The sequence below is a fragment of the Chloracidobacterium sp. genome (genome assembly GCA_015075585.1).
In the GTDB taxonomy this organism is placed as follows: domain Bacteria; phylum Acidobacteriota; class Blastocatellia; order Pyrinomonadales; family Pyrinomonadaceae; genus OLB17.
Window position 1 is genome coordinate 1409554 of the sequence record JABTUB010000001.1, and the last position, 26735, is coordinate 1436288.

At 54.7% G+C, this 26735-nt stretch carries 20 protein-coding genes and 1 tRNA gene; 15 read left to right on the forward strand and 6 right to left on the reverse strand.

Annotated features, from left to right (window positions below; translation table 11 throughout):
- The first annotated feature begins 18 nt into the window (after positions 1-18).
- From HS105_06490 to nadC, 8 genes are all read left to right on the forward strand, one after another.
- Positions 19-1404, forward strand: coding sequence for a UDP-N-acetylmuramate--L-alanine ligase (locus HS105_06490; protein MBE7516239.1), 1386 nt, complete (start codon positions 19-21; stop codon positions 1402-1404).
- A 126-nt stretch (positions 1405-1530) separates the two neighbouring features.
- Positions 1531-2256, forward strand: a complete 726-nt coding sequence (locus HS105_06495) for an FtsQ-type POTRA domain-containing protein (protein ID MBE7516240.1) — start codon at positions 1531-1533, stop codon at positions 2254-2256.
- Entirely contained in the window at positions 2253-3491 is a 1239-nt protein-coding gene (gene ftsA / locus HS105_06500) for a cell division protein FtsA (protein ID MBE7516241.1), read from the forward strand. Before HS105_06495 ends, ftsA begins: the two co-directional genes overlap by 4 nt.
- A gap of 179 nt (positions 3492-3670) precedes the next feature.
- A complete protein-coding gene (gene ftsZ, locus HS105_06505) occupies positions 3671-4765 on the forward strand; it encodes a cell division protein FtsZ (GenBank protein MBE7516242.1) in 1095 nt (364 codons plus the stop codon).
- 9 nt (positions 4766-4774) lie between these two features.
- Entirely contained in the window at positions 4775-5740 is a 966-nt protein-coding gene (gene pdxA, locus HS105_06510) for a 4-hydroxythreonine-4-phosphate dehydrogenase PdxA (protein ID MBE7516243.1), read from the forward strand.
- Between the two features lie 44 nt (positions 5741-5784).
- On the forward strand, positions 5785-6903 hold the full coding sequence (locus tag HS105_06515) for a response regulator (protein ID MBE7516244.1): 1119 nt from the start codon (positions 5785-5787) through the stop codon (positions 6901-6903).
- Between the two features lie 84 nt (positions 6904-6987).
- Positions 6988-9684: a valine--tRNA ligase gene (locus HS105_06520; GenBank protein MBE7516245.1), complete on the forward strand. Its 2697-nt coding sequence runs from the start codon at positions 6988-6990 to the stop codon at positions 9682-9684.
- A 113-nt stretch (positions 9685-9797) separates the two neighbouring features.
- On the forward strand, positions 9798-10655 hold the full coding sequence (gene nadC / locus HS105_06525) for a carboxylating nicotinate-nucleotide diphosphorylase (protein ID MBE7516246.1): 858 nt from the start codon (positions 9798-9800) through the stop codon (positions 10653-10655).
- Here nadC and HS105_06530 read toward each other — a convergent pair.
- Entirely contained in the window at positions 10632-11555 is a 924-nt protein-coding gene (locus tag HS105_06530) for a CPBP family intramembrane metalloprotease (protein MBE7516247.1), read from the reverse strand. The genes nadC and HS105_06530 overlap by 24 nt on opposite strands.
- A 67-nt stretch (positions 11556-11622) precedes the next feature.
- On the opposite strand from HS105_06530, the gene HS105_06535 reads away from it, so the two are divergent.
- Positions 11623-13770, forward strand: a complete 2148-nt coding sequence (locus HS105_06535) for a HAMP domain-containing protein (GenBank protein ID MBE7516248.1) — start codon at positions 11623-11625, stop codon at positions 13768-13770.
- The gene (locus tag HS105_06540; GenBank protein MBE7516249.1) at positions 13763-15109 is read left to right on the forward strand and encodes a sigma-54-dependent Fis family transcriptional regulator; all 1347 of its coding nucleotides are present in this window, start codon (positions 13763-13765) and stop codon (positions 15107-15109) included. The genes HS105_06535 and HS105_06540 overlap by 8 nt, the downstream gene beginning before the upstream one ends.
- Before the next feature lie 14 nt (positions 15110-15123).
- Here HS105_06540 and HS105_06545 read toward each other — a convergent pair whose 3' ends face one another.
- From HS105_06545 to HS105_06555, 3 genes are all read right to left on the reverse strand, one after another.
- Positions 15124-17286: a M3 family metallopeptidase gene (locus tag HS105_06545; GenBank protein MBE7516250.1), complete on the reverse strand. Its 2163-nt coding sequence runs from the start codon at positions 17284-17286 to the stop codon at positions 15124-15126.
- 151 nt (positions 17287-17437) lie between these two features.
- Positions 17438-17514 (reverse strand) — tRNA-Arg (locus HS105_06550).
- A 46-nt stretch (positions 17515-17560) separates the two neighbouring features.
- Positions 17561-18547 carry a VWA domain-containing protein gene (locus HS105_06555; protein MBE7516251.1) on the reverse strand — a complete coding sequence of 329 codons (987 nt, stop codon included), beginning with the start codon at positions 18545-18547 and terminating at the stop codon, positions 17561-17563.
- A 183-nt stretch (positions 18548-18730) separates the two neighbouring features.
- Here HS105_06555 and HS105_06560 point away from each other — a divergent pair, with 183 nt between their 5' ends.
- The 3 genes from HS105_06560 to HS105_06570 are packed head-to-tail and all read left to right on the forward strand — an operon-like array spanning position 18731 to position 22427.
- On the forward strand, positions 18731-19234 hold the full coding sequence (locus HS105_06560; GenBank protein ID MBE7516252.1) for a hypothetical protein: 504 nt from the start codon (positions 18731-18733) through the stop codon (positions 19232-19234).
- Positions 19235-19249: 15 nt separating this feature from the next.
- Positions 19250-21025: a protein kinase gene (locus HS105_06565; GenBank protein ID MBE7516253.1), complete on the forward strand. Its 1776-nt coding sequence runs from the start codon at positions 19250-19252 to the stop codon at positions 21023-21025.
- 16 nt (positions 21026-21041) lie between these two features.
- On the forward strand, positions 21042-22427 hold the full coding sequence (locus tag HS105_06570) for a tetratricopeptide repeat protein (protein MBE7516254.1): 1386 nt from the start codon (positions 21042-21044) through the stop codon (positions 22425-22427).
- A 1-nt stretch (position 22428) separates the two neighbouring features.
- Here HS105_06570 and HS105_06575 read toward each other — a convergent pair whose 3' ends face one another.
- Complete coding sequence (locus HS105_06575; protein ID MBE7516255.1) at positions 22429-23226, reverse strand: hypothetical protein; 798 nt, start codon at positions 23224-23226, stop codon at positions 22429-22431.
- A 262-nt stretch (positions 23227-23488) separates the two neighbouring features.
- Positions 23489-24142: a sigma-70 family RNA polymerase sigma factor gene (locus HS105_06580; protein MBE7516256.1), complete on the reverse strand. Its 654-nt coding sequence runs from the start codon at positions 24140-24142 to the stop codon at positions 23489-23491.
- 237 nt (positions 24143-24379) lie between these two features.
- On the opposite strand from HS105_06580, the gene HS105_06585 reads away from it, so the two are divergent.
- Together HS105_06585 and HS105_06590 are read left to right on the forward strand one after the other, a co-directional pair.
- Positions 24380-25222, forward strand: a complete 843-nt coding sequence (locus HS105_06585) for a tetratricopeptide repeat protein (protein ID MBE7516257.1) — start codon at positions 24380-24382, stop codon at positions 25220-25222.
- A 7-nt stretch (positions 25223-25229) separates the two neighbouring features.
- A complete protein-coding gene (locus tag HS105_06590; protein MBE7516258.1) occupies positions 25230-26651 on the forward strand; it encodes a hypothetical protein in 1422 nt (473 codons plus the stop codon).
- Positions 26652-26735: the final 84 nt, after the last annotated feature.

Below are 26735 nucleotides of genomic sequence, written 5' to 3' on the forward strand. Positions count from 1 at the left end.
CTCGGTTACGCTGAATTTATGTTCAGACACGTAAAAAATATTCATTTTATTGGTATCGGCGGTATCGGTATGAGCGGCATTGCGGAGGTTCTGTGCAATTTGGGCTTCGTCGTTACCGGTTCGGATATCAAGAGGTCAAAAAATACCGAGCGCCTTGAGACGCTGTTCAGTGTCGGAATATCCGAAGGCCATCGCGCAGAGAATGTAGGAGCTGCACAGGTCGTCGTGTATTCCTCAGCGGTCGGGCCTGATAATCCCGAGGTCGTGGAGGCAAAGCGTCTGGGCATTCCCGTGATCCCGCGGGCAGAAATGCTTGCCGAACTCATGGTTCTAAAGCCGTATTCGGTCGCTGTTTCGGGAACGCACGGCAAGACCTCGACGACGTCAATGGTCGCCACGGTCCTCGGCGAGGCAGGCATCGACCCGACGACGGTTGTCGGCGGCGTTGTCGATACGCTCGGGTCTAACGCTCGTCTGGGCAAGAGCGATTGGTTCGTAACCGAAGCTGATGAAAGCGACCGTTCGTTCCTGATGCTTTATCCGACGATAGCGGTTGTGACCAATATCGATAAGGAGCACATGGAATCGTACAAAGGGATGGATGACGTTGTTCAGTGCTTTACGGATTTCGTAAATAAAGTGCCGTTCTTCGGCGCGGCGGTCATCTGTCTTGATGACCCGAATGTCCAGTTGATAATTCCGCATATAAAGCGTCGCCGTGTAACGTACGGGATGACCGCGCAAGCTGATGTGTCGGCGCACGACATTGTATATGACGGAGCTTTCGGATCTGATTTTACGGTTTGGAAAGGAACCGAAGTGCTTGGCCGCATTCACTTGCCTGTTCCCGGCAAACATAATGTTTACAATGCATTAGCAGCAACAGCGGTCGCGCTCGAGATGGAGGTTCCTTTCGAGAAGATCGCCGGTGCCTTTACTAGGTTCAAAAATGCGAACCGCCGCTTTCAGTTCAAAGGCGAGGCCCGCGGCATTACTGTCGTTGATGACTACGGCCATCACCCGACAGAGATCCTCGCAACCCTTTCGGCTGCAAAAACAGGCGGCGGATCGCGGCGGACGGTCGTGATATTTCAGCCCCACCGATACTCGCGAACGCAAGAGTTGATGGACGAGTTCGCCCTCGCATTCAATAACGCGGATGTGCTGTTCGTACTCGACATTTATGCTGCAAGTGAACGGCCGATCGAGGGCATAACGGCCGAGGTGCTGACCGAGAATATCAAGAAGTATGGGCACAAGGATGTAACGTACGTTGGCGACATCGACAAGGCCTTAGATGTCGTGATGCCGCTGCTGCAAAGCGGCGATCTGGTCATTACGCTCGGTGCCGGCACCGTCACACGGCTGTCGGACGAGTTGATCGAGCGGCTGCAGCGAAACTGAAACTATCGTTAAGAGGACATGGCAAAGGTTCGGAAAAGTACAGTTACTAAAAGAAAGGCAACGCGAAAGAACTCCAATTCGAAGCGACGGGCCCGCACACCTGAATACGGCCGTTTTGTACTTCCGATGTTCATCTCGATGGTCCTGCTCGTCGCCATTGCGTTCTTGGGCCTTATGGGTTATCGGGCAGCGATCGCATCGACATTTTTCAGCGTAAAGAGCGTTGAGGTTCGCGGAACGGACCGCACTCTTCCCGAAGAGGTTGAGCGGATCGTCCTCGCAAACACCGAGAAGACCGGCGTTTGGCAGGCCGACCTGAGCGATATTCGCGCACGTGTCGAAAAGCTTCCTTTTGTTAAGACGGCATCTGTTTCCATGGTGCTGCCGTCCGCTATCAGGGTGAATCTGGTCGAGCGGGTTCCTGTTGCTGTCGTTCGCTTGCGAGGCGGCGAAATGCTTGTGGATACCGAAGGCAACACCATTGCGCCGCCGGGCAAGAAGGACACGGATTCTCTTTTCGTGATGATCGGATGGGATGAGGCCAAGACGCAGGATGCTCTCAAGGATAACCTCGCCCGTTTGAAGGCATATGACAAGCTGAGGGATCAGTGGAGCGACATGGGCATTGCCGGGCGAGTAAAGGAGGTCGATCTCACCGATCTGAAACAGTTGACCGCGATCGTTGAGGACTCCGGCCGCCGAGTTCCCGTGATGCTGGCAAAGGATGACCCGGGCAGAAGCCTCAGCACGGCGATCGAGGCGATCACCGAGCGGCAGGGAAAACTCCGCTCCGTCAACGCCCGAGGTGTCAGCGCCGTATTGGAGTACTTGAATTTGCAGGATGAGAAATGAGCAATGATATTCAGGCGGTCGGCCTAGACATTGGTACGAGTAAGATCCGGTGCATCATCGGCGAGGCCTCGCCCGACGGCAGGATGAACATCATCGGTGCCGGTGAGGCTGATTCAAAGGGGCTGAGGCGTGGTGTCGTTACCTCGGCTGAGTCCGTTGCCGACTCGATAAAAAAGGCAGTTGCTGATGCTGAGCGCGTCAGCGGTACGGAAGTTGAAACGGCGACCGTTAATCTTTCAGGCGAACATTTCAGGGGCGAGAATAAGAGCGGCGTGGTCGCCGTTGCGGGCGTCGATAAGGAAATTACCGAGGATGACATAGAGCGTGCGGTCGATTCAGCGAGTGCAATGCCGCTGCAGCCGGGCTGGGAGATAGTCGATCGGCTGCCGCAGGAATTCATCATTGACGGACAGGACGGCATCATCGAGCCGATCGGTATGTGCGGATCGCGTCTAGAGGCAAAGGTCCATGTTGTTATCAGCCCGAGCGCGGGGCGTCAGAACCTCGTCAAGGCCATCGCGCGTGCGGGCCTTGATGTCGAGCAGACGATACTCGAACCGCTCGCTGCCGCCGAAAGCACTCTGACCGACGATGATCGCGAATATGGTTGTGCGGTGGTGAACATCGGCTCTGAGATCACCGGTTTGACGATCTTCAGTCGAGGAGCGGTTCAGCATATGGCCGTTTTCCCGTTCGGCAGCACTCATATCACAAAAGATCTTGCCGTAGGCTTGCGCGTCTCGATCCCTCAGGCAAATAAGATCAAGCACGACTACGGTTGTGTAGCGTCATTCCTTCTCACAGATGATGAGCGGCTCGAAACGATAGAGATAATGCCCGTCGGCAGGAATGAGAAGCGAGGCCTCTCCAAAGAACTGCTGTGCGACATTATGCAGCCGCGGGCGATAGAGCTGCTCCAATACGTCGCAAAAGAGGTCAGGGCGTCAGATCTGCAGATATCCGGCGGCGTTGTGCTGACCGGCGGAGGTGCGCTTGTGCGTGGCATTTGCGAGATGGCAGAGCAGATATTCGACGCTCCGACGCGGCACGGATTTCTGGAAGGCGAGTATTTCGGCGGCCTTATAAAAGAGGTCGAGACGCCCGAATGGGCGACCGCGGGCGGACTTGCACTCTATTCGATGCGCTCGCAGATACACGGGCGGCGACTCGGCAGCCGCTCGGCCGGACAGAAAGTCGCGCAATGGATCGATGCAATACGCGATAAATTTCGTTGAGAGTGACGCGTTCGCTGGATTTTTTGCCCAAACAGTTGTATTCTCACTTGGCAACGGCACAATATCTAGTTGTTGCGAGTTGTCCAAGCCTAAGTCAGACGATTCAAGAGCCGCACTACGCGGCCCACATGGAAGTTAAAGAAATGGAAGGAACTGGTTCATCACCGCTCAAGATCTTCATGGATGATCCGCCGATCACCGGTGCGCGGATCAAGGTTGTCGGCATCGGCGGCGGAGGAGGTAATGCGGTCAATCGAATGATAGCCGCGGGCATTCAAGGCGTCGAGTTCGTCGTTGTCAATACCGACAGCCAAGCGCTCGAGCAGTCAACCGCGCCGATGAAGATACAGCTTGGCAGCAAATCAACACGCGGCTTGGGTGCGGGGTCGAATCCCGAAGTTGGCCGCAATGCTGCTCTCGAGGATCATAAGAAGCTTCTCGACGTGCTCGAAGGCTCAGATATGGTCTTTGTAACCGCCGGCCTCGGCGGCGGCACGGGCACGGGTGCGGCACCGGTCGTGGCGTCGCTCGCGATCGAACTTGGGGCATTGACCGTAGCGGTCGTTACAAAGCCGTTCAGGGTGGAGGGAAAACGGCGAATGGAGCAGGCTGAGAGGGGCTTGGCCGAACTTCGCGGTTGTGTCGATACGCTTATTACCATACCGAATTCAAAACTCCGTGAGGTCGAAGAAAGGATCACTCTCAACGATGCGTTCGCACGTGTTGATGATGTGTTGCTGCAGGCCGTTCGCGGTATTACCGACCTCATTATGGAGCCAGGCCTTATAAACCTTGATTTCGCAGATGTTACAACCGTGATGCGGAGCAAAGGCGTTGCATTGATGGGGGTCGGCGCCGGTGAGGGCGAGGCCGCTGCATCGACAGCGATGCGTGCTGCTTTGGATTACAGGCTGCTTGAGGAGAAATCGATAAAGGGAGCGAAGGCCGCGCTGATAAATGTTACCGGCGGGCCGAATATGATCCTCAGCGAGATCGAGGATGCCCTCGGTATCATTGAAGCGGAAGCTGACGACGACGCCGAGATCATTTGGGGAACCGTTATCAAAGAAGATATGGACGATCAGGTCAAGATAACGGTCATTGCTACCGGATTTGATTCTGCCATCGGGGCCGTGAAGCCATCGCCGGAGCAGTTCGATGAACGCCCTGCTGCTGCGGCCGCACCGAAGACATATACGAAACTGCCGCCTGTTGATGACCTTGCAGGCGAGATACCTGATGAACCGGCATTCCGCAGAAGGCAGGTTGATTGATCAAGCGTTATGTCTGAGGGCCGCGAAGGAGTCTCAACTATCGGCATTACGATGGGTGATCCGGGAGGGATCGGCCCTGAAATAATCGTTAAAGCGGTTGCACAAGGTAAGTTTCCTGAAAACATCAAGACATTGATCATCGGCGATCGCGCTCATATCGAGCGGGTCGCCGTATCTCTTGGGATCGACCCCGCGGCACTCGGTGAGATCGACGATCTCGGGAACCTTCCGTCGGATGTCGAGATTGGTGTCGATTCGGCAGTGAACGGCAAGGCGGCGGCAGAATACATCATCAGGTCCGTAGAGCTTTGGCGGCACGGGCGGATCAATGCCGTCGCGACCGCGCCGATCAGTAAGAGGGCCCTGAGTTTTGCGGGATACGATTTCCAGGGACACACAGAGTTCCTTGCCGCCCTCACCGAGACCGATGAATTTGCAATGGCTTTCTTTGGTGAAGGATTGCGTGTCGTTCTGCTTTCAACTCATTTGCCGCTTCGCGAAGCCATCGAACGTGTGCGGTACCGCGAACTTGTCGATCTTATAGCCTTTTCCGATCGCCAGCTTGGCAAATTGCTCGGCAGAAAAGCAAGGATCGCTGTCGCCGGCCTCAACCCTCACGCGTCCGAGGACGGTCTGTTCGGCAGCGAAGAGGCTAACGAGATCATCCCTGCCATCGATCAGTGCAGGCTCGAACGCGATATCGACGTCAGCGGCCCATATTCGCCCGACACGATCTTTCTGCTATGCCACAAGGGCGAATTCGACGCGGTCATCGCTCTTTATCATGATCAAGCGACGATCCCTGTTAAGTCGCTTGCATTCAACAGTTCGGTCAATGTAACGCTGGGATTGCCGTTTATCCGCACATCGGTTGATCACGGCACTGCATTCGACATTGCGGGCAAAGGTATCGCCGATGCGGCCAGCATGAGCGCTGCAATAGAACTTGCGGCAGAACTCTCGCACATAAAGTGAACCTCGCTCGAATAACGCTCGAATAATCTGCTAAACTTCTCACTGTGGAAAAGGCAAAAGTATTACTTGCTGACGATTCGGCAACGATCAGAAAGGTCGTTGAGCTGACGCTTGCCGATGAAGGGCTTGCGGTTATTTCGGTCGCGGACGGAGATGAGGCTATGAAAGCCTTCGTCAGCGATCAGCCCGATCTTGTAATTGCGGATGTCAATATGCCGGGCGTCGGCGGGTATAAACTCTGCGAGATCATCAAGCAAGACGAGACAACGGCGGATATCCCGGTCGTATTACTTACCGGTACATTCGAGCCGTTCGATGCGGGTGAGGCATCACGCGTCGGAGCGAACTATTACTTTACAAAGCCATTCCGTTCGATACGCGACCTCGTCGAAAAGATCGGCGATCTGCTTGAAACGCGCAATTTTGACCCGCTCCACACGAGCGAGACGGCTGATATTGACGAATTGTACGATCAGAGCTTCACCGAAGAAGCGGAGACGTCTGACGAGGCTCTGCAGAATGTCGAAGGCGACACCGATTCGTTGGCTATCGATCCTGTGAAGGTGGATCAAGTGCGGGCGCAGGTAAATGAGCTTATCCGCGTATCGAATGAGGATGTTGAAGAAGCATTTGACGATCCCGCACTGGACGATGAGCTGATCGAAACGTCGCACCCGCACGCAAAGCAGGAGCCGCCGGAGTACAAAGTGTCTGAGACGGTTGGCGGGTTAGCAGTGGTCGGTGAAGACAGCGAAACCGTTGAAAAGAAACGGGATACGGCGGCGGATTATCACTTTTCGGAACTGCAAGCCGCTGAGCCGCCATTCGAGCTTGTGAGGATCACGGATGATGAGGCCCCGGAGGCGTCGATCGATCCTTTCGCAAGTATTGCGGGGGAACCCTTCATTGTTGCTGCACAGGAGACCGCGCCGTCAAACTCGGAAATATTAGAAGTGAGTGCGGCCTCGGCGGCAGATGAAGCCGATGCCGGTCCTTCGCAAGAGCCTGCGTCGATAACGCCGGAGATGATCGAGGCGATCGCCGCCCGCGTTATCGAGAAACTTTCGGATAAGGTGGTTCGCGAAGTTGCTAAGGAAGCAGTGCCGCGGATCACTGAGAACCTGATCCGAGAGGCACTTGATCCCGCGAATACCTCTGAATAGACAGGCGTGGATCGCGCAAGGATTTATGCCGGCCGCTGTGCACGTAAGTTCGGCCGGTTTTGTTTTACAATAGAATCTTAGTTTATGGAACTTGCCAAGGCCTACGACCCGAAAACGGCCGAAACGCATCACTACAAGCGTTGGGAAGAGAACGGTTTTTTCAAACCGGAGATCAACGGCGACCCGAACGCCGAAACTTACTCGATCGTCATTCCGCCACCCAATGTTACGGGCAGCCTTCACATGGGGCACGCGCTGCAGCACACCATTATGGATGTGCTTACGCGGCGAAAGCGTATGCAGGGCTTTCGTACCCTCTGGCTTCCGGGAACCGATCATGCGGGCATTTCTGTTCAGCGAAAGGTTGTCGAGCAGCTTCGCAAGGACGAAGGGCTGTCGCCGATAGATATCGGCCGCGACGAATTCATACGACGCGCGTGGCGATGGAAGGCAGAATACGGCAACACGATCACGGAGCAGATGCGTCGCGAAGGAGCGTCGGTCGATTGGTCACGTGAGCGGTTCACAATGGATGATGACCTGTCGAGTGCGGTTCGCAGCGTCTTCGTTTCGCTGTACGAAGAAGGCAGTATCTACCGCGGCCTTCGCATCGTCAACTGGTGCCCGAAGGATAGAACGGTGCTCTCAGACCTTGAAGTAAAGGAAGAGGCGAAAAAAGACGGAAAGTTATATCACCTTAGATATCCTGTACGGAACGGCAATGACAGGGAACAAGGCACGTTCATCGTCGTTGCGACGACACGGCCCGAAACAATGCTCGGTGATACGGCCGTCGCAGTTAATCCGAACGATGAACGCTACGCGGGCTTGATCGGAAAGGTGATCGAACTGCCCCTCACCGGCCGTGAGATACCCATAATTGCTGACGAATATGTCGATACCGAATTCGGCACCGGTGCTGTAAAGATAACTCCCGCACACGACCCGAACGATCACGCGGTCGGTGAGCGTCACGGCCTTGCTCAGATCCTTGTGATGGATGAAGCGGGACGAATGAACGATGCTGCCGGGTCGGATTTCAGCGGGCTTGATCGTTTTGAGGCACGCGAAAAGGTCATTTCGCGCTTCAGCGAACTTGGGCTTCTCGAAAAGGTCGAGGATCACGAGATCTCTTTGCCTGTTTGCGAACGCTGCAAGACCATTGTCGAGCCGATCTTGAGCGAACAATGGTTCGTCAAAATGGATGGTATGCGTGATATCGCACTGGAAATGATGGCGGCAGAAGGCGTTCCGCATTTCTTTCCCCGTGTACCGCACGAGAAGGTTTACACCGCTTGGCTCGAAAATTTGAAGGATTGGACCATTTCGCGTCAGCTTTGGTGGGGGCATCAGATACCTGCGTGGTACGACGGCGAAGGCAATGTTTATGTTGCTCGCAGTGAGCAGGAAGCACGCGAAAAGGCGGGCGGCAAGGATCTCGTGCGGGATCAGGATGTGCTTGATACATGGTTCTCAAGCGGGCTGTGGGCGTTCTCGACATTTGGCTGGACGGGCGAGATCACCGACACGGCGGATCTAGATGCGTTCCTGCCGACCGACGTCCTCGTAACGGGCCGCGACATCATCTTTTTGTGGGTTTCGCGAATGGTGATGCTTACAAAGAAGTTCACCGGAAAGAAGCCGTTCAATGATGTCGTAGTTACGGGAACTGTTCTCGGCAAAGACGGAAAGCCGATGTCGAAATCGCGTAATAACGGCGTCGATCCGATCGAGATGTTCGACAAGTTCGGTGTCGATGCGACACGTATTTACCTCGCGTCGATAGCTACTGGAGCCGATATCAAGTGGAACGATCTGTTGATAGAAACCTATCGGAATTTCGCCAATAAGATCTGGAATGCAACACGGTTCTGCCTGCTTAACAGCGAAGGAGCTGCGGTCGATGCCCAAAGCCTTTCTGATGCCGATGACCTTGCAGACCGATGGATAGTGTCAAAGCTGAATCGGACGGCAAAAGATGTGAACGCCGCGCTTGAGAAGTACGAGTTTCATACCGCTGTATCGCTGTTGTATCACTTCTTTTGGGACGATTTTTGCGATTGGTACATCGAGCTGAAAAAGGACGAGATAACTGCGGGCGACAGGGCAGCAACGACACGCATATTGACCGTGATCGAGGCGGCGCTGCGAATGCTTCACCCGTTCATGCCGTATCTTACTGAAGAACTTTGGCTTAAGCTGCCCGGCGTTTCGAGCTTGATGCATGCCTCTGCATACAAAGATGCTGCCCCGACAGTGATGCTGACATCATTTCCCTCCGGAGATGATGCGGCGATCGACGCAGCGGCAGAGGCGGAGATGTCCGCTGTCATCGATGCCATAAGAAAGGTTCGCAATATCCGGAGTGAGATGAATATCTCGCCGTCCGTGCGTTTTACGGTTCATATAGCGGCTGACGAGGAATTGCAGAAGATATTCAAGGCGAATGAGCCGCAGATATTAAAGCTCGCCCGTGCCGAAAAGCTCATTGTGGCGGGTATTCTCGATGTTCCGAAAGCGTCGGCAAACGCTGTTCTGACTGGCGACGCAGCCCTTGCCGTACCGCTTGAGGGGCTTATAGACTTCGACAAGGAGCGGGAACGGCTCAATGGGCAGATCGCGAAACTTGGTGACGAAAAGGCTCGCCTAGACGCACAGCTATCGAACGAGAATTTTGTTGCGCGTGCTCCCGCAGACAAGGTCGAGGCTTTACGCACGCGCGGTTCAGAGATATCATCGCAGGTCGATACTCTAAGGAAGAATCTGGAGGCGTTGGGTTAACAGGTGAAATATTTCGGGGCGGTGCTAGCCGGTTTGGGCGCTCTCATACCCGAAAATACTTTACTTGATCGAGAACAAATGGCCTGTGAAACGGCCTGCGGTATAGTTTATTTATGAATTGGCTCGAGAACGGAGAAGTTCTCTCCGCAATAGGACAGTTTTTGGCCGAGGACATCGGTCGCGGCGACATTACAACATCTTCTACCGTGCCGTCCGACACGCGCGGCTTCGGCAAATTCCTTGCGAAAGAGTATCTGGTGCTTTGCGGGCTGGATGTTGCCGAGGCGGTGTTCTTTCAGCTCGATCCGGACAGCAGCGAGATCGAGACGACCTACAACGAGGGCGATGAGATCGAGGAAGGTGTGGTTTTCGGCACGCTGAAGGGCTACGCCGACGTGCTGCTTGTGGGCGAGAGAACGGCGCTCAACCTGATACAGCGTATGAGCGGTATTGCGACGCTGACACGTGCATACGTAAAGGCGGTCGAAGGCACGAATGCAAAGATCGTTGATACGCGAAAGACCACGCCGGGGCTTCGTGTGCTTGAGAAATACGCAGTGACCGTCGGCGGCGGAAAGAATCATCGCATGGGTCTTGATGACGGTGTTCTGATCAAAGATAACCACATCGCTCTTGCGGGCGGCATCACAGAGGCGGTCAAGGCTGCGAAGGCGGCAGTCGGCCATCTGCATAAGATCGAGGTCGAGATAACCAATTGGGCGCAATTGCGTGAGGCGATAGAGGCAGGGGCCGAGATCGTCATGCTTGATAATCAGACGCCGGAAGAGGCCGCAAAGCTTGTTCAGATGGCACGAAATATGGATCCCCGCGTGCTGATCGAAGCCTCGGGAGGTATGGATCTGGATCGTGTGCGTTCTTTTGCGGAGGCAGGAGTCGATCTTATATCTGTCGGCCGCTTGACCCATTCAGCACGGGCTGTCGATATATCATTCAAGATCCAGATCGGCTGATGTTCGCGCATGATCTGCTTCAGCGGTCAGCGCCTTGCGGGGCTTTACCAAAATTATATACAGGATAGACACGATGATCGCGAGCGTACATGCGACGCCGCCTTCGAGGCCGTAAGCGGCGCCGGTCAACCATTCCGGTCCGTTATCGATCTCGTGAAGCAGCGGATAAGGCGTTAATGCGGTCAGCCCGCTTACTTCAACGCCGAAGATCGATCCCTGCATCCAGTTCCACATAAAGTGCAGTCCCCAAACGAACCAAAGGTCGCGCGTTCTGAGATACGCAAGGCCGAACCACACGCCCGCAAGTATCGTGTTGGTCGTTGACAGCAATGTCGCACCGGGATTGGCGATATGAATCATCCCGAAAAATATCGCCGTTAATGCGATTGCCGTCCACGCAAAGCCGCTCCTCGCAAGGGTTTGCAGTACATATCCGCGAAAAAGTGCTTCTTCGAATGCCGCGGCCACGCCGAAGATAAGGAAGGAAGTGAAAATAGAGTCGGCCAGATCGAGCGTCGAAGCAGTTGTCAGCGAATGATCCGTGCCTCGGCCGGCAAACGCGATCAGCACAGCTAGTGAAAGAGTTGCCGCGCCGAGAATGCTCCCGTGAACGAGGTTTCGCAGACCTGTTCGTGTAAAAGGAATGCCGATGGATGCGAGCGGCAAGCCTTCGAGATATTTGCCGCACAGAGACCCCAAGATCAGGGCAAGGACAAGCGACGAGGCCGCGTTCACTATCAGTGATAATGGGAAGACGGATAGTGCCGTACCGCCCGCGGCCAAGAGCAGAGCGTTAACCGACACGGAAGAAAATACGAACAAAAGAATAAAAACAACCGCACGCCAGCCGCTGCGGAGACGGCCTGATCCATTGAAAAATGCGGCTGTAATATCGCTCATGTCGGGTCGATTTTACCGAAAGACCGCGAACCGAACAATTCGACTTTATGCTAAACTCTGACACGGTATGACGGAGAAAGCGCGGAAGAAGCGAGGTGTGCCATGGATAACGGGCATTGCGGTACTCTTTCTGTTCGTACTGCTATTCCTCCTTCAGTCATCGAACCTTTGGAAGAACCTTTCGATCGAGACATCGAGCGACCTCGTCCTGCTTTACGGCCTGTCAGCACTGAATTTTTTCGCACTCGTGATCTTTGGCTTTATCCTGCTACGAAGCATCGTGAAGCTGATACGGGAGCGGAAAGCTCTGGTTCTTGGTTCACAGATAAAGACTCGGCTTTTCCTATATTTCATTCTCGTCAGTATCCTGCCGATCTTCGCGATGGCTACGTTCTCGTATCTCTTTATGAACAGGGCACTTGAGCGTTGGTTCACGCAGATCCCCGAGAATGTCATACGCGAAACGCGCGACCTTCAGACGCGGACCGTGATCGACCGCTTTGCAAAGCTGGATGAAACGACGCGTATGCTCGCAACACTCATCAGCGAGGACAAAGTCTCGGGAGAGGAATTCCTTGCGATCGCACGCGCCGGAAATCTTAGTTTCATAGGCATCCTAAAAAAGGACGGCAACTACGCTGCAAATTACCGCAGGCCGATGCCGGCCGAGCAGACGCAACGGCTCGACGAGCTTTTGGCAAAGGTCAGTCCTGTCGGCGGCAGCGATATTCCCGAGGCAAGCGACGGCCGAGAATTCGATCTTGCACGGGCGCGGCTTCCGAACGGCAGTTCGCTGATCGTCGTTCCTGATGAGTATTCAGAGACCAGCGTGAGTCAGATCGTTGATAATTCGCTGACCGAATTCGAGCAGCTTAAGCAAAAGCAGATCACTATACGGCAAGTCGGCCTTTTGACGCTTGGCGTGCTGACATTTCTTTTGATCTTCGCATCGTCGTGGATCGCTTTCTACATAGCAAGGGGCGTTACGCAGCCGATAAAAGCTCTTGCGATCGGGGCCGACGAGATAGCGCATGGGAACCTGAGCCATCGTGTCGAGGTTCTGGCCGAGGATGAACTCGCAATGCTCGTCGATGCATTCAACGCGATGTCCGAAAAACTAGAGCAGAATGCGGGGGAATTAGCGGCTCGGCGCAGGTATATCGAAGCTGTCCTTGAGGCATTGCCGACCGGCGTCATCTCGTTCGGCGGCGACGGGCGTTTGAGTACGGTCAATCAGGCGGCGGCAAGGATGTTTCATATCGAGGGCAAAGATGCCGCCGGCAAACTGCCACTTGACATTCTGTTTCCTGAGCATAATGAGATCGTTACCCGACTTATTACCAGGGCTCGCCGAACGGGTTTCGCATCCGAGCAAGCGGTCTTCGATCAGGAATCCAACGACAACGGCAGCACCGAAATGGTCGTGTCGCTGGCGGCGAGTCCGCTGCCTGATAACAGCGGCACTGTGCTCGTAGCCGAGGATCTTTCAGAGCTTATCGCAGCACAGCGTGCTTCGGCATGGCAGGAGGTCGCCCGCCGAATGGCTCATGAGATCAAGAATCCGCTTACGCCGATACAACTCTCTGCCGAGCGTATCGCAAAGCGGTTTTCGAGTGAGAAGGTGAATGACGTCGCGGTGAAAGGAACATTGGACAGCGTTGTTCATGAAAGTACCGAGACGATCCTGCGCGAGGTCTTTTCGCTGAAGATGATGGTCGATGAATTTTCGCGATTCGCACGCCTTCCCGAACCGGTGATCGTGCAGGGCAGCCTTTCAGATGTGATACGACGGGCGATAGCGTCATTTGAGGGGCTCTCGCCGGGAGTTGAGATCGCATTTTCGGAGATCGGCGAGATACCTGAGATAATGCTTGATGGTGAGCAAATAAAACGCGTGTTTACAAATATCATCGAAAATTCGCTTGAGTCGTTCTCAGTTGAGCAAACGGCGCGGTCGATCAATGTTACCGCACGGCATGATAAGGCGCGCGGGTTGGTTGTTACCGAAGTGGTTGACAATGGGCGCGGGATCGAGCTGCGTGATCTGCCGAGGCTCTTTCAGCCGTATTTTTCTACAAAGGGGAGAGGCACCGGATTGGGCCTTGCGATCGTGAACCGGATCGTCGCCGAACACAAAGGCCGCATTTTTGCTTCCGCTAACGATGGAAAAGGGGCTAAATTTACCATTGAATTGCCCGCAATACTCGATGCATAACTCAGTTCTTATAGTTGATGACGAGCGAGGCATCCGCGATACGCTAATGGGCGTGCTGGCGGACGAGGGCTTTGAGGTGCAAGCCGCCGCGTCGGGCGAAGCCGGCCTTGAAGCCGCTCGGACCGGTCAATTTTCGTGCGTCCTGCTCGATATTTGGCTCGGCGACGGAATGGACGGCCTTCAAACGCTGGACGCGATGAGAGGCGAAGGCATCGACGCCGCGGTCGTTATGATATCCGGGCACGGCAATATAGAAACGGCGGTCAGAGCAACAAAGCTTGGAGCGTTCGACTTTATTGAAAAGCCGCTGAGCCTGGAACGCACTGTCCTGACGGTGAAAAATGCTATTCGCCAGCGGCGCCTTGAGCTTACCAATGCTCAGCTGCAAAGCGAGCTTGCCGAGCGGTACGAGATGGTCGGCGATTCGATCGCAATGCGGGCGCTGCGTAAGCAGATATCTATTGTGGCGCCGACCGACGGCCGGGTGCTTATCTCAGGCGAAAGCGGCTCTGGAAAGGAACTCGTCGCTCGTGCCATCCACGCAAGGTCAAAACGCAGCGGTGCGGCATTTGTTGAGATAAATTCTGCAGCATTGCCGGAGGAACTTGTCGAATCAGAATTGTTCGGCTACTCGAAAGGTGCATTTTCCGGTGCGACAAAGGCAAAGAAAGGGAAATTCGAGGTTGCCGACGGCGGTTCGATCTTTCTCGACGAGATCGGAGATATGTCAGCGAGGGTTCAGGCAAAGATGCTTCGCGTACTCGAAGAGCAGCGTTTCGAACCTATCGGCAGCAATATTCCGGTAACTGTGGATGTGCGGGTTATCTCAGCGACGAACAAGCCGCTCGACTCCTTGATCGAGAATGGGAATTTTCGTTCTGACCTCTTTTATCGCTTGAACGTGATCCCGTTCCAAGTGCCGCCGCTGCGTGAGCGAAGCGAAGATGTTCCGGCCTTGCTGACCCACTTCAGCCGACGATACTGTGCGGATTACGGCAAAGCAGCAAAAGAATTCACGGATGGTGTGGTCGAGCGCCTGAAGGAGTACGCATGGCCCGGCAACGTCCGGGAATTAAAGAATCTGGTTGAGCGGATCGTCATTTTGTCCGACAGGGAAACGATAACCGAAGATGATCTGCCGACGCTTGAGAATAAATACGAGCCTGCGGCGGCGACATTCAGATTTGAGTCTTTCAAGGATGCGACCGAGGCATATCAGCGCGAGTTCATCCAGCACAAGCTGGCTCAGTTCAACGGTAATGTGCAAAAGGCTGCGGAGGACATGGGCGTCGATCGCAGCCATTTGTATCGAAGGATGCGCTATCTAGGCATCAAATGACGAAGATGCCGCGTTCAGTCCTTAGCGACAGGAAATCCTCGGGCACGCATTAGAGCTTCGACCTTCGGGTCGCGGCCGCGGAATTTGCGATAGGCGTCAGCCGGATCGATAGTATTGCCGACCGAGAAAATGTACTTCACCATTTTTGCCCCGACCGTTTTGTCATACGGCCCGCCTGCTTCGGTAAATGCCTCATAGGCATCCGCCGAAAGGACGTCAGACCACAGATAACTGTAATATCCTGCCGAATATCCGTCGCTTTGAAAAAGATGTCCGAATTGCGGCAGCCGGTGGCGCATAACTATCTCCTTCGGCATACCGATCTCGGTGAGCGTCTCACGCTCGAACGCGTCAGGGTCGATCTTCCTGTCGCCCGCAAGGTGCAATTTCATATCCACAAGGGCGCTGGAAAGATACTCGACCGTGGCAAATCCCTGGTTGAACGTTCCTGCTTTCTTGATCTTATCAACGAGTGACTGCGGGATCGGCTTGCCGGTGCGGTAATGCACCATGAATTTATTTAGCACCTGCGGCGTTGCGAGCCAACGCTCGAGAAGCTGCGAAGGAAACTCTACATAATCGCGGGCTACATTCGTGCCGGAAAGCATCGGATAAGTAACATTTGAGGAAAGGCCGTGGAGTGCGTGGCCGAATTCGTGGAACATCGTCGAAGCATCATCCCATGAGAGAAGTACGGGCTGTCCGGCCTCGCCTTTTACGAAGTTCGAGTTATTCGAGACGATCGTTGTAACCTCGCCTGCGACGCGCTCTTGATTGCGGTAGGCGTTCATCCACGCTCCTGAACGCTTGCCGTCACGGGCGTAGGGATCGAAGTACCAAAGCCCGACGTGTTTACCGGTCGCCTTGTTCGTAACCTCGTAAACCGACATATCGGGATCAAAAACAGGTATGTTGCTGACAGGCGTGAATTTTAGGCCAAAGACCTCACCGGCGACCCAGAACATCGCGTCGCGAACCTTGTCGAGCTGCAAATACTGTTTGACCTCATCCTGATCCAGGTCGTAGCGATCCTTTCGAACCTTTTCCATATAGTAGCGATAGTCCCACGGTTCGATCGTGATGTTCGCTCCTTCCTTATCCGCAAGCTTCTGCATATCCGCGACCTCATCATGAACGCGGGCCACGGCGGCCGGCCAAACCGCCTCCATCAGTTTCATCGCATTCTCGGGCGTCTTTGCCATTGCATTTTCGACGCGCCAATGTGCATGGGTCTGATAGCCGAGCATTTTTGCCCTTTCGGCTCGAAGCTGAAGGATCTGTGAGATAACGGCGTTATTATCACGAGCATCACCGTTATCGCCGCGGTTCGCAAAAAGGCGGAAGGCCTTTTCTCGCAGGTCGCGGCGGTCTGAATAGGTCAGGAAAGGCTCGATAGCCGAGCGTGTGTTCCGCACAATGCCGAGAGCATTGACCTTTTTTGAACGTGCCGCCGACGCGTATGCGGAACGAAGCTCTGGTGAAAGCCCGGCGAGATCGGCTTCGGTCTTCAGCTCGAGCCAAAGGTTCGACTCATCGCCGAGCAAGTTTTGACTGAACTTGGTAAAAAGGCCCGCAAGCCGTTGATTGATCTCCGAAAGCCTCGCCTTTTGCCGCTCATAAAGTTTGGCACCCGAGCGTACAAAGTTCGTGTAATAGACCCATGTCAGGCGGCGCTGCTCGCCGGGAATTTTCTTGCTCTTGAGCTGGGCGTTATAAACTGCCTCGATCCTTTTGAAAAGAGCGGCGTTCTGGTAGACCTGTGAGGAAAAGGCGGCGAGTTTCGGCTCCATTTCCTCCTCGATCGCACTGAACGCGTCATTATTTTTGCTGCTTGACCAAATACCGTAGATCGTTGAAACGCGGTCAAGCGTGCGGCCTGTTTTTTCCATTGCCGCGATCGTATTCTCGAAAGTCGGTTTCGCAGGATCATTTGCAATGGCGGCAACCTCAGCGAGATTCTCGGCCATCGCAGCCTCAAGTGCGGGCTTGAAGTCTTCCAAGCGGACTTTATCGAACGGCGGCACTCCTCCGTAGGGGCCGGTCCATTTCTGCAACAGCGGATTCTGCGGTGCCTCGGCCGCGTGTGTCGACGGCGTTCGTTCAAAACTCATAAGTAGAATAATTGCCGCAGCGGCGAGCAATGCCGATGCGGTATAAAACGATCTCGATCTTTTCATTCCTGCAAAAAGCTCCTTTTGGCAATGATTAGACTATAGCCGTTCGATGAGGGTTGGACAAATGTTATCCGAATGAGACGGGGCAGGCCCGTCTTGTGCCGCCAAGGATGGGCGCAAAAAAGGGAGCACTGCCGCTCCCTCGTTCGATCTGTGGTACACCCGGCATGATTCGAACATGCGACCCCTTGATTCGTAGTCAAGTACTCTATCCAGCTGAGCTACGGGTGCACAAGGCGAACAGATAGACTAATAAATTCTAGCCTTTTTCGTCAAGTTAACGGGAAAAATAACCTTGCCGCGTTCTTGCGATAAGCGTTGGGTCGGCCACCTCGATGCGGATACGGTGCCATTTGCGGTCAGATCGCTCGTTTGTCGGATCATATTCGATGGTATAAAGCGTCCGGATCTCGGCCGCCACCTGTCCGTAAAGCCGACCCATATCTTCGAGGTGGTTTATGGCATTCAGTGATCCGCCGGTACGATCGGCAATGATCTGGAGCCTTTCGCGAGCGGCGTTGTACATCGCTACCTGGCGCGGTGTCGGGTCGGCAAGTTTTGCCGGATCGCCGGTCGGCAAAGCAAGCGGATAAATGGTTACGCCCTGCGCATCTGCCCGGTTGAGCATTTCATTCAAGATGGAGCTTGATCCCGGTTTCAGAAATGTAAGCACTTGATCTTCCGGAGCTTTTTCCAGCTCGTCGCGATCCCGGTCGCGAACGGCGGTATCGACGCCGTCTGTCAAAACGACTATCGCCTTGCGGCTCGTACGTTCTGCAGCAAGTTTATTCAAGGCAACGTCGAGCGCCTTGTAGAGCTGTGTTTTTCCTCGGCCGTTCGCGACATTTATCGAGTTAGCGATCGTTTGGCGATTCGTCGTGAAGTCATTGCGAAGATTGACCTTATCGTAGAATTCGATAATTGCGACACGGTCCTGCGGCATCAGAGCGTCGATAAATCGAGCCGCCGACATCTTGATCACCTGTCGAAATCCGAGCGTTGATCCCGACATATCGAGTATCAGCACGACACTGAACGGTGCAGTTGAAGGTTCAAATCGGATTATTTGCTGCTTCTTATCATCCTCGAAAACAGTAAAACTATCTCGCGTGAGGTTTGTGATCGGCCGGCCGCGCGGATCAACGACGCCGACGTTCAACCGGACGATAGAAGAGTCAACGCGGATCAGGTCATCATCTTGCGCATAGGCACCAACGGCGGTGACCGTCAGAATAAGCAACATCAATAAGTTGCGGAACCGCATACGAAAATACTATCAATCAGACGCGTGATATTGAAGTCCGGTTGTACACGCCGCTGAGAATGAAATTTTCTTAGCAATAGCGGAAAAAGTAGTTTATACTCGAAGGCGCAGTTCAGAGGACCGATCTTCCCATTTCGGTGTGGGTTGCAAGCCGCGTGCGATGGGAAAGTAAAGAGTGATCAAATGCTCTATAGGCCGAACTTTTGTGCCAATTGCGGTGAGAAGATCGAGAGGGCTCAATGGCATCTGTGGACGAGCCGTCGCTTCTGCGACGTGTGCGCCGCAGACAATCCGGTGCATGAGTACGGGCCGAAGGCGTTGCTGGCAGCGGCTTCGGTGATCGCTCTGGGCGGCTCGACAGCGTTGTTTTCGCCGAACACCGCGGCTGTAAAACAGGAGACACCGAGGAAGGCGGTTGAACGCGTTGTTGTTTCTCCTACGCCGCCCGAAAGGGCATTGGCCGCTATTCCTCAGCAAGCACCGCCTGCAATGACGGTTCGGGCGACAGAACCGGCCGGCGAACCGAAGACGGAGGCTTCAATCCCCGCCGGCGAAGGCATTTATTATTGCGGGGCTGAAACGAAAAAGGGTACGCCGTGCTCGCGACGCGTAAAAGGGCCGGTCAGATGTTATCAGCATAAGGGAATGCCGGCGATGTTGGCACAGGAAAAGTTAAGGATAGAGTAGGGTTACGCGACGATGATGAAACCGTTGACAGCAAATACAATGATCCAGGACCGCTATTTGGTGGTTCATTTGATCGGAAAAGGCGGAATGGGCGAGGTTTATCTTGCCGTTGACCAGCGGCTCGGCAGTGCAGTTGCGCTGAAGCGGACGTATTTTGCTGATGACGGGACGTTGGGCGGCGCCTTCGAGCGCGAGGCAAGGATACTCGCACGCCTCCGCCACCCCGTATTGCCGAAGGTGAGCGACCATTTCTCGGATAACGGCGACCAATATCTTGTTATGGAGCACATCGCGGGTGATGACCTATCTGCACGCCTTGAAGCGGCAGGGAAACCATTTCCGGTAAGTTGGGTCATTTTCTGGGCGGATCAGCTGCTCGATGCCCTCTCTTATTTGCATTCGCACGAACCGCCCATAATTCATCGCGATATCAAGCCGCAGAACCTTAAGCTTACTGATGAAAATCACATCGTGCTGCTGGATTTCGGCTTATCGAAGGAATCGAGCGGTAAGACGATGGCTTCGACGCCGGGAACCTCGGGCAGCGTTGTCGGTTATACCCCGCATTTTGCGTCGATGGAGCAGATACGAGGTACGGGAACGGATGCCCGAAGCGATATCTATTCGCTTTGCGCGACGCTGTATCAGTTGATGTCGAATACAATCCCTCCCGATGCCTTGACGCGGGCTGACGCTCTTTTGGGTGGTTCGGCAGATCCGATATTGCCCTTGTCGGAAGCCAATCCGGAAGTGTCGCCTGCGGTTTCCAACGTTATTCTAAAGGGGCTTGAACTGTCACGCGAAAAGCGTTTCGGCTCCGCGCAAGAAATGCAGCGTGCACTGCGGACCGCACACGCTCAAATGCAGGGGCAGATGTCTGCGGCGACACAGGTCTTCAGCACGAACGACATCGATCGAACGGAACCGCCGGTCAAGGATCCGACCGCTCCGCTGCCTGCGTCCGAGATGGCGACAAAGCTGCCGACCGAGCATAGCGAGGTTTCAGACCTTGATGCGACGGTCCAAATGAGCAACTTTGTTCAAGAAACGCCGAAACAGGCGGATGTGAAGACCGAAGCATTTTCGGTACCCTCATTCGTTCCCGACATAAGCCGGGGTCCTGAGCATGCCGCTCCGCCCTCGGTCGCTTCGTCAGATGCGCCGTCGTCTCCACCGCCGCTTGTGTCTCAAGTGCCGCAAACGCCGGCATTCTTTACGGAGGCGGCCGTAGAAGTGGACAAGGCTGATATTCCGGTTCCGGTACAGACGATCGAGACCGAGCAGGAACCTGTGAAAACTGCGACCGCAGCGGAGCCTGCCGCAACGCCGACACCAACGCGGGCACCCGCTGCAAAGGCGGTAAAAAAAGAGAAAAAAGGTTCGAAGGCGGGTTTGATCTTAGGCGGCCTTGCCGTTCTGTTTTTGCTGTTACTGGGCGTGCTTGCCGGAGGCTGGTACGCGTACGAGAATTACCTCGCGGCTCCTGCCGCCAATACCGCGTCGCCCACGCCTTTGCCGTCAGTCTCGCCGACCGAGACGCCGATGGCGACCCCTACGCCAACGCCCGAGCCTTCGCCTTCAGCAGAGCCTTCGGCGACAGTTGATACTAACTCGAATACCGGTATGACCTCCCAGCCGAATGCGACGGAGACTCCGGGCCCTGCTGCAAAGGATACAAGGCCGCAAACGGCACCGCCAAAGGATACGGCACCAAAGGCTCCGAAGCAGACAACGCCGAAGCAGCCTACAAAGCCAAAGTCTTCTGACGATCGAACGATCATTCTTCAATGAGCTTGAGAGGTTTTCAATGACTAGATTTTTCAGATCGCGTTCTGTTGCAGTTTTCGCACTCTTGTTATTCGCTGCGGTTCCGTATGCTTTTGGGCAAACGAAGCAGGAACAACGGCAGGCAAGGCAGTATATTGACCAAGCAGACAAGGCATTCTACGCGCGCGACTTCGCAAGTGCGGCAGACCTGTACGAGCAGGCGATCAAGATCATTCCGAGCGACCCCGTGCCGCATTTCTGGCGGGCGAACGCATTGCATAACCTTAAACGGCTGGATGAAGCGGAGCAGGAGTTCCAACTTGCTCTTTCGCAAGGCTACAAGCCCATTATTCAGGTGTATCAGAGCCGTTGGTACCTATATGTGGATCAAAAGAAGTATGATAAGGCTCTCGACGACATCAAAAAGGGACTTGAGATAGATCCGACGAACTCTATACTTCTGCACGGCCTCGGCGATGTTGCCTTTCAGTCAGCGAATTATGCCGAGGCCCTCGATGGTTATCAAAAGGCGTTGGCAGTAACGCCGAAGGATGGCGACCTTTATTACTCGATCGCTCTTACACATTCGCGCATGGGCGATCTCGGCGGACAGGCAAATGCGGCCGCCGAGTCGATACGGTTGGGTACGCGTTATATGGGCGATGCTTATTACCTTTTGGGCGATGCCGAAGACCGCATGAATAAGGTTGCGAACGCTGTCGAGTCGTACCGCCGGGCACTTGCCGCAAAGAAGGAACTTTATCAAGTTTATGTTCGATTGGCCGCATTGCTGCAAAAGCAGAACAAGCTCACCGAAGCTATTGACACGATAAAGAAGGGCATGGTCGTTTTTCCGCGTGACGGACGCCTCTACACTGATATCAGCTGGTATTACAGCCTTGCGGACAGGCCGACAGACGCTCGCGATGCGGCAAAAGCGGCGACGATACTGCTGCCGAACGAGTACATGGGTTTTACGAATCTTTGCCGCGCATTGAACGATACAAAGCAGTATCCGGAGGCCGTTGTAGCGTGCAACAGTGCATTGCGGCTTAATCCCGGCGATGGAGAGACTTATTTCTATCTGGGGCGGGCGAACGATATGCTTGGCCGCAAACGAGAGGCTACCGGCAACTACGCTAAGGCTGTTACCGGCATGGTTGCGTTCACAAAGGCGAATCCGGACTATCCGGATGGCTTTTACATTCTGGGCAACGCGTATTACTCGAACGGCCAGCGTGAACGAGCGATCGATGCGTATTTGAAGTGTATCGAGTTGAATCCGAACTTTTCGAGGGCACGATTCAACCTCGGTTATATCTATTTGTTAAAGGGCGATAAGGCGTCCGCGAATGAGCAGTACAACCGTCTGCTCGCGACCGATGCTGCTTTGGCGGCAAAGCTGCGGGCTGAGATAGATAAGTAGCTCAGCGCCGCGCCGCCGAACGCGTATCAACATCGACACGCTGAAATCGAAGCACCACGCGAACCCGATCTGAGCGGTTGTCCATCGAAGCAGGAACGAACGGAGCGTCGCCGATGCTTGTATCCATAGCCCGCTGAAGCTCGTTCATCGTCCGGCTGTCCTTGATCGGCGTTACGACCTCACGGATCTTCGCCAAGCCGTCCTCCATAACATCTGCCACGATAACAAGGCCGTCCTGTGTTTTTGTCGGCCGCATCGAACCTGTCAGCTTAATAAGTGAGCCTTGCGGATTAACGCTTGGCGAATCCGCCGCAACGGCGAGGCGCCCTCGTGCATAGTCAGCCGGAAAGATCGCTGAGTCGTTATATGTTGATGATGTTCCGCCGGCGAGAAGCACGCTTGTCCGTCCGGGATACTTTTCGGCGGCCACCGGATCATTACTCGCTGCACCGGAGAACAGGAATCCAAGCACCCCAAGACCGAACGTGAGCGATGCAAGCGTGCCGATCGCAGCCGGCATCAGCCGCATTTGCAGCCATTCTGCCGCCGCTGTGCTCAGCCATGAAGAGCGGCGGCGCGGGCCGGTTATTTCTTGCGCAAGTGCCTCGCGGATGGACCTTTCGGCCGCAACGGGCAGAGTATAGCGGCGTGAGACACGAAGTTCGCGGCCGATCGAACGGTACGCATCGACGGCGTCACGGCAGAGCGGACACGTGGTGAGATGGGATTCGAGCGCGTCTGAATGAACTCCGGAATCGGTGCATAAAACGATCTCGTTCTCAACTTGTTTACAATTCATTGTTCAAGATCACCGACTGATATGAATGGCAGGCTGGCCCCGGTTCTCACCATTGAACTGTGAGAAGCGATAACACCTTTGCACGGATCCGAGCGCCCGGTTGGCGGCCGTTCTTGTGCCTGTGTTGCCGGTCAATTCGAAGCGGCCGTTCGCCGTCCACGCGGGTATGTACTCGATGTCAGCTCTCTTTGATCTATCGTTTGGCACCGATCTGTTCTATCTCAAAGATAAACCGGGGCGAGTCTGCCATTCATATCAGTTATCAAATATCTTTGAGCTGCTTTCGCAGCTCTTCACGGCCTCGTGAAAGCCTCGATCTGACGGTTCCGATGCTGCACTCGAGCGTCGCTGCACATTCCTCGTAGCTGAGGCCCTCGATATCACAAAGGGTGATGGCTTCGCGGAACACAGGTTTCAGCTTATTCAATGCACCGTTAAGCCGCTCGGCCCTTTCGCGTCTTAAAACCTCTTCTTCGGGCGAGATTGAGTTGTCCGAGAGTGTCTCCCAGTACTCGGTTTCGCCATCCGGAAAGACCGTGTTCAGCGAAAGTGTGCTGTCACGCCGCCGGCGCTTCCACCAGCGGTGCCGGTTGCGTGATTCATTAACCGCAATGCGGTAAAGCCATGTCCGAAGCGAGCAATCGCCGCGAAACGAGCCGATCGAACGCAAGGCCTTTAAGAACGTCTCCTGCGTAAGGTCGGCAGCCTCATCGCGATCGGATATCAGGCGTACGAGAACCGCGTAAATGTCATTGGAATAACGTGTTACGAGTTCGTCAAAGGCCGCCGCATCACGCGATCTCAACTTTTCAACGAACGCCTCTTCGGCGTTCACACAAGCGGCTGCAACGGGCACCGAAGATACGGTTTGACCCAGGCTTTCGTCGTCACATGTGAGCGAGCTGCCAAAGATCATTTTTCGCCTTCGACGGCCGAGTGCGGCCGGCCGTCATCGCCGCTGTTTACTTAGACACCAAGTTTGCGAAAAGGTTCCCAATAAATATCGGTGTCGTTTCAATACCGGAAGTCGGTCGTTTTGCCGTCCTTGTTTGCTCTTAACGCCGTTTTACGCTAAATTAGCACTTTTGGCACGACCCCGGTGTCGTTAATTATAGAACGGATCGGTATCGGCGAGATTGCATTTTTTTTCATCATGGCACGAAAACGCAAGAGGTTTGACCAGTTAGAGGCTCCGCCGACCGAGAAGAAAGCGGCGAATTACAAAGATCCTTTCCAAGAGAAGTTCAGCGCGAGGCTGGAAGAGGTCGGCAAACAGTTCGAAGGGAAAGGCCGCATGGCCCTTTATATTCTCGGCGCTTTGGTATTGGTCGCGCTGATCGCGTTCTTTGCGTTCAGATGGAGCAATCGCACAAGCGGCGAGGCACAAGCTGCGTTGGGCAAGGCGATCGACATCGCAAGCTCGCGGGTGACGGATCAACCGCAGCCGCCGACAGCTACGGAAAAGACATTTAAGACCGAGAAGGACCGCGCTGAGGCCGCGATCGCCGCATTTCAGGCGGTTGCGGACAAATTCGGCGGAGCGATCCGCGATAAAGCTCTCTACTTCATCGCAGTGAATCGCCTTGCGGTTGACAGGCCCGCGGCAATTGCGGAACTGGAAAATATTGCAAATTCGTCGTCTGACAACGGAAAGCTCGCGAAATTCGCATTGGCGCAAACGCGTGCTGAGGACGGCAAGTATGACGAAGCGGTCGCACTTTATCAGCAGCTTTTGGAAATGAGCGACCCGATCCTTGCCAAGGAATCGATCAATTTCGAGATCGCGAAGGTCTATGAGAAGCAAGGCAAGACGAAGGAAGCCGCTGACATTTACTTCAATATCGCGAAGGCGGCGAGCGAGGCAAAGGATGCCGACGGCAAGCCGATCCCGATGACACAAATTGCCGGCGACGCTAAGAAAAAGATCACGGAACTCGATCCTGAGCGTGCTAAAGAGATACAGGAGCCTGCGCCGCCCTCGCCGTTCGGCGGTTAAGAGAGGAATGGTGGACGAAACCGCACTTTCACATAGTATCAACAACGAACGGCCGCCTGCTGAGATCACCAGCGGCGGCCTTCGCCTTTCGGTACGCACGCCTGCGAACGAGTACATTTCTGCATTCTTTATCGGAAGTTTCATTGCGGCGTTCCTTTTGTATCTTGAGTTCGACGTTTGGGCCTATGTGATGCTCACATTTGCATGGATGATCGTGCCGGCCTTGGCGTTATTCGACAAGGTGGTGTTCGACGGGCGGCGCATCACGCGAACAGGGCTTTTGCATCGGTTCGCACGCACGCTGATTGGCAAGCGCCGCAGCCTCAAGCTCAAAGACATCGAGCAGATCACTACGTCCTCGCTGCGATCGGCGCGCAATGGCAGCAAGATACGTATGCGTTATCGCACCGCGATACGAGGCCGCGGCATTGCGATCGTCGTGGCGTCCGGCTCGGGGCAATACCGTGAATTGATGGGCGCGATACTGTCGAGCGTATCGGATGATGTGCTCGACCTGCGTTCGGCCGAGCTTCGCGACTATCTCGCCGACCCGAAGGAAGTGGCAATGAAAGCCTCGTTCGCGCGGATACCGCGGACCGATTTCCTGAAAGCACGATTTGATGAAGCATTTAAGCAAAAGCGGTGGCGGTCCGGAAAGGCGATCGACGACGGCCTCGAAGCCGGCGAACGCGTCGCGTACCTGCATCGTTTAGGCAACGAACTCAAGGTCGCGGGCTGTTTCTATCAGGCGCACGAAGCATTCAGGCGTGCTCTGTTCATCGAACCGAAGAATGCATCGGTGATCTTCGATCTCGGACGCTGTCTGAACGTAATCGCGGCGATCAAACGCGACAAGCGGCTGCAAAGGCGTTCGATCGCGGCGTTAAGACTTGCCGAGAACAGGGCCTCGAACGATGCTGACCTGCTGACGCGGCTTGGCGAGATGTATTTCCTCGTCGGTGAATGGCGGCGTTCCGCAGCGGTATTCGTCAAAACGCTCGATTCGGGCAAGGCATTCAAGGCGAGGCATGGCCGTGCCGAGCTTGCACTGCACGACGGCAAGCTTGCGCACGTCGTTAACGAGTTCGCAGCCGCGTATTCAGCGGCAAAGACGGCGGCGTTGAGGCGTTACGCGCGTAAAGAATCGGAATATTTCCGCAACTTGAGCAACGATGAGGAGTATCTCGAGTTAGAGGTAGGCAGAGTCAATCTGCTGGGCTCGATCACCAACGCACGGCGGACGTGTTTGCGAATAGCTTCTTTCGCGATGATCCCGCTGATGATCGGCGTCATCGGTGATGACAAATTATTGACGGATATCGGCTGGGCCGCAGCGATAGTATCGCTTGCCGTCTGGTCAATAGCTTCGGTCGCCGCAAAGTTTTTTACGGATCGCATCCCGTACGACATCGCTGTCGCCGATGAATAGCCGAAAACCTTCCTTGACGTCTGTAAAAATCGGTTAGAGAATCACGGAACAAAGGAAAAGTTCCGCTCAACCGAGTGAATATTG